The following is a 3,588-nucleotide window of genomic DNA, read 5'->3' as shown; positions in this document are numbered from 1 at the left end:
CGGCGGCGACGGCGGGCGCGAGCGCCCGCGCCAACCCCGGCGCGAGGGCTCCCGGCCGGTCCCCGCCCGCCCGGCGGCGGCGGCGCGCCCCCGGTCCGCCCCGGCGGCCCGGGGAGGCCGCTCCGCCGGCGTCCGAGGGCGCGCGTCTGCCCCGAGACCGCCCTCTTCCGCCCGTATCCTGCCTGGCCACTGCGGATGCTCCCTCTTCCGTGCTTTCCCGGACACCCTAGAGGTATTTGCTGTGAGCCGTTCGAGGTGGTCACGGTGGGCCGCCGCCACGGACCGCAGACCCCGCCCGTCACTAAACGGAGCCGGAGGCCTCCGCTTCCCGGGCGACTCCTACCGGGCATCCGGTGACAAAGCGGAACGCGGCGAATCGGTCGCCCAGTTGTGCGAAAATTCCGTCCTCCCGGTCCGTGTGGACCGGGTGACAAGGGGAAACACAGTGATACCTAAGAGGTTCAGGCCCGCCGCCATCGCGGCCCTGACCGTGGCCGTGGCGTCCGGGGGCTTCTTCGCCTACTCGGCGAACGCCGTCTCCGGCCCCAAGGAGGCCGACAAGGCCACCGCCGACGCCTTCGCCCGCCTCGCCGACGACGTGCTCTCGCAGCGCACCCAGGCCCTGGTCGAGGGCCAGACCGTGCGCCACGGCGACCACGGCAAGGCAGGCAAAAAGAAGGCCCGCATGTCGGACGGGCTGAAGAAGGACGAGGACGCCGCGATCCAGTCGCTGCGTTCGCGCAAGACGCGGCTGGCGGAGCTGGGTGAGGCCTACAGCGGCGCGGACACCAAGGTCACGGTCGACCGTGCCACGGTGACCGGGGGGAAGGCGACCGTCCAGGTCACCGAGCAGACCACGCTCACCTACAAGAAGCTGCGCGGCGACGAGCCCTCGACGACCGACTTCAGCACGCGCTACGAGCTCACCCTGACCAGCAAGAAGGGCGGTGACTGGGAGCTCAACACGATCAAGTCCCAGGACGCCGGCCCCGTCGCGGTCAACGAGCCCGTCGCCGCCAAGGTGAACGTCGTCAAGGACGACGGCAACCAGTACCCGGACGGCACGCCCGCGTCCACCAAGTACCCGGCGACGGCGAAGCCCAAGACGCTGACCGGCGGAGCCTACGACTACGCCGCCATGGCGAAGTACGCCGAGAAGTACTGGAGCAGCTACAACCCGGCGTACCGCAAGTTCAGCGGCAACGGCGGAGACTGCACCAACTTCATCAGCCAGGCGCTGAAGGCCGGTGGCTGGAAGCCGGTCCCGGGCACCTCCTCGGACTACCGCAACTGGTGGTACGACGGCGCCAACCAGTCCGACTCGTGGGTCGGCGCCAACGAGTGGGCCTGGTTCACCCTGTCGAACCAGCGTGCCGCCAACCTGGCGAACGTCTACCAGATGGACGTCGGCGACATCCTGCAGGCGGACTTCAACCGCGACGGGTCCAAGGACCACTCGATGATCGTGACGTACCGCAGCAGGGCCGGAATGCCGTACCTGACGTACCACTCCACCAACACGTACCGCAAGTCGCTCGCGAGCATCCTCGCGTCCTACCCGGACGCGGTCTACTACGCGTACCGCACCTGACGGACGGCCCTGACGGGCAGCCCAACGGCCCCTTCCGCCACGCGAATCCGCGGCGGAAGGGGCTTTTTTGTGTCCGCGGCCGCGACCGCGCAAACGTCACGCCGACGAAGATCACTGCATCGAGGTAATGCCCACGGCGTTTCAAGGTCCACTAGGAGAACGGGCCATTACTGTTCCTTGGGATCTGGACGGATTCCCGGATATTCATCCTCTTTTTCCAGTTTTACGAAGGAGAGCTCGTCCGATGACCATTGACACCAGCCCCGAAGCAGAGCTGCAGGAACCGCCCCAGCAGCAGAGCCTGAGCACGGCTGCCGCCCGCAACCTTGCGACCACGACCAAGTCCGCCCCGCAGATGCAGGAGATCACCTCCCGGTGGCTGCTGCGGATGCTCCCCTGGGTGGAGACCAAGGGCGGCACCTACCGGGTGAACCGCCGCCTCAGCTACGCCGTCGGCGACGGCTCCATCGACTTCGTCCAGGACGGCGCCAGCGTCCGGGTGATCCCCCGGGAGCTCGGCGAACTGGCCCTGCTGCGCGGCTTCGACGACGTCGCCGTGCTGACCGCGATCGCCGACCGGTGCGTCCAGCGCGACTTCCGCGCCGGTGAGGTCCTCGTCGAACGCGGCACCCCCGCCGAGCAGATCCACCTCATCGCCCACGGCCGCATCAGCCAGACCTCCGTCGGCAAGTACGGGGACGAGGTCGCCGTGGCCGTCCTCGCCGACGGCGAGCGCTTCGGCGAGAACGCCCTGCTGGACGCCGACGCCACCTGGGACTACACCGCCACCGCCGACACCCCCGGCACCCTGCTCACGCTCTCCCGCGCGGAGTTCGCCGCCGTCATGGCCTCGGCTCCCCATCTCCAGGAGCACATCCGCAAGTTCAGCTCCCTCCCGCTCCAGCGGCAGAACCGTCACGGCGAGGCCGAGATCGCGATGTCGGCCGGCCACACCGGCGAGGCCGAACTGCCCGGCGCCTTCGTCGACTACGAGCTCAACCCGCGCGAGTACGAGCTCTCCGTCGCGCAGACCGTCCTGCGCGTCCACACCAGGGTCGCCGACCTCTACAACGGGCCGATGAACCAGACGGAGGAACAGCTCAGGCTCACCATCGAGGCGCTGCGCGAGCGCCAGGAGCACGAGCTGATCAACAACCGGGAGTTCGGCCTGCTGCACAACGCCGACTTCAAGCAGCGGATCCAGACCCACTCCGGACCGCCCACCCCGGACGACCTCGACGAGCTGCTCTGCCGCCGCCGCGGCTCCAAGTTCTTCTTCGCCCACCCCAAGACGATCGCGGCGATCGGGCGCGAGTTCAACGCGCGCGGGCTCTACCCGGACCACGTGGACCTCGGCGGGCAGCAGGTCCCGGCCTGGCGCGGGGTCCCCATCCTGCCGTGCAACAAGATCCCGATCAGCAAGGAGAACACCAGCTCCATCCTCGTCATGCGTACCGGCGAGGACAACCAGGGCGTCATCGGCCTGCGCCAGACCGGCCTGCCGGAGGAGTACGAGCCGGGCCTGTCCGTGCGCTTCATGGGCATCGACGAGCGGTCGATCATCTCCTACCTGGTCTCCACCTACTACTCCGCCGCCATCCTCGTGCCCGACGCGCTCGGCGTGCTGGAGAACGTGCAGATCGCCCGCAGGCGCGACTAGCGGCACGCCCCCGACGGCCACGACAGCCCGGACCGTCCCGGGCCGACCGAGCATGCCCGGGGCCCGGGACGGCCCACTCACCTCACCAAGGAGCTACGGATGCCCGACCCCGGGCCTTCCCCTCTGCAGCAGGGCCCGCCCGCCGCAGCGGCCCGCTTCGGGGCCCCGGCCCTCGCCGACGCCCTCGCCCCCGTCCACGTACCCGCCGACGGCGCCGGAGCCGCCACCGGCCTCCGGCGGGCCCTGCCGTCCCGGCCGGTGCGGCCCTTCGGAACCGCCCCGGCGGCGCAGGCCGCGCCGGCTCCCGTGACCGTGCCCGAGGCCGCCGGGCCCGCGC

2 protein-coding genes and 1 pseudogene are annotated in these 3,588 nt (G+C 70.3%); all 3 read left to right on the top strand.

What is annotated here, in order from left to right; translation table 11 throughout:
- Nucleotides 1-445 precede the first annotated feature (445 nt).
- Nucleotides 446-1,591, top strand: coding sequence for an amidase domain-containing protein (locus tag AB0F18_RS38895; protein WP_362070185.1), 1,146 nt, complete (start codon nucleotides 446-448; stop codon nucleotides 1,589-1,591).
- A gap of 244 nt (nucleotides 1,592-1,835) precedes the next feature.
- Nucleotides 1,836-3,251: a family 2B encapsulin nanocompartment shell protein gene (locus tag AB0F18_RS38890; RefSeq protein ID WP_362070182.1), complete on the top strand. Its 1,416-nt coding sequence runs from the start codon at nucleotides 1,836-1,838 to the stop codon at nucleotides 3,249-3,251.
- 99 nt (nucleotides 3,252-3,350) lie between these two features.
- Nucleotides 3,351-3,588, top strand: a pseudogene (locus tag AB0F18_RS38885) (2-methylisoborneol synthase); the annotation flags it as partial.

Origin of the sequence: Streptomyces sp. NPDC029216, from assembly GCF_040648015.1 — a bacterium.
In the GTDB taxonomy this organism is placed as follows: Bacteria; Actinomycetota; Actinomycetes; order Streptomycetales; family Streptomycetaceae; genus Streptomyces.
The sequence above is the reverse complement of the archived record's forward strand: the minus strand, read 5'-3'. Positions and strand labels throughout refer to the sequence as shown.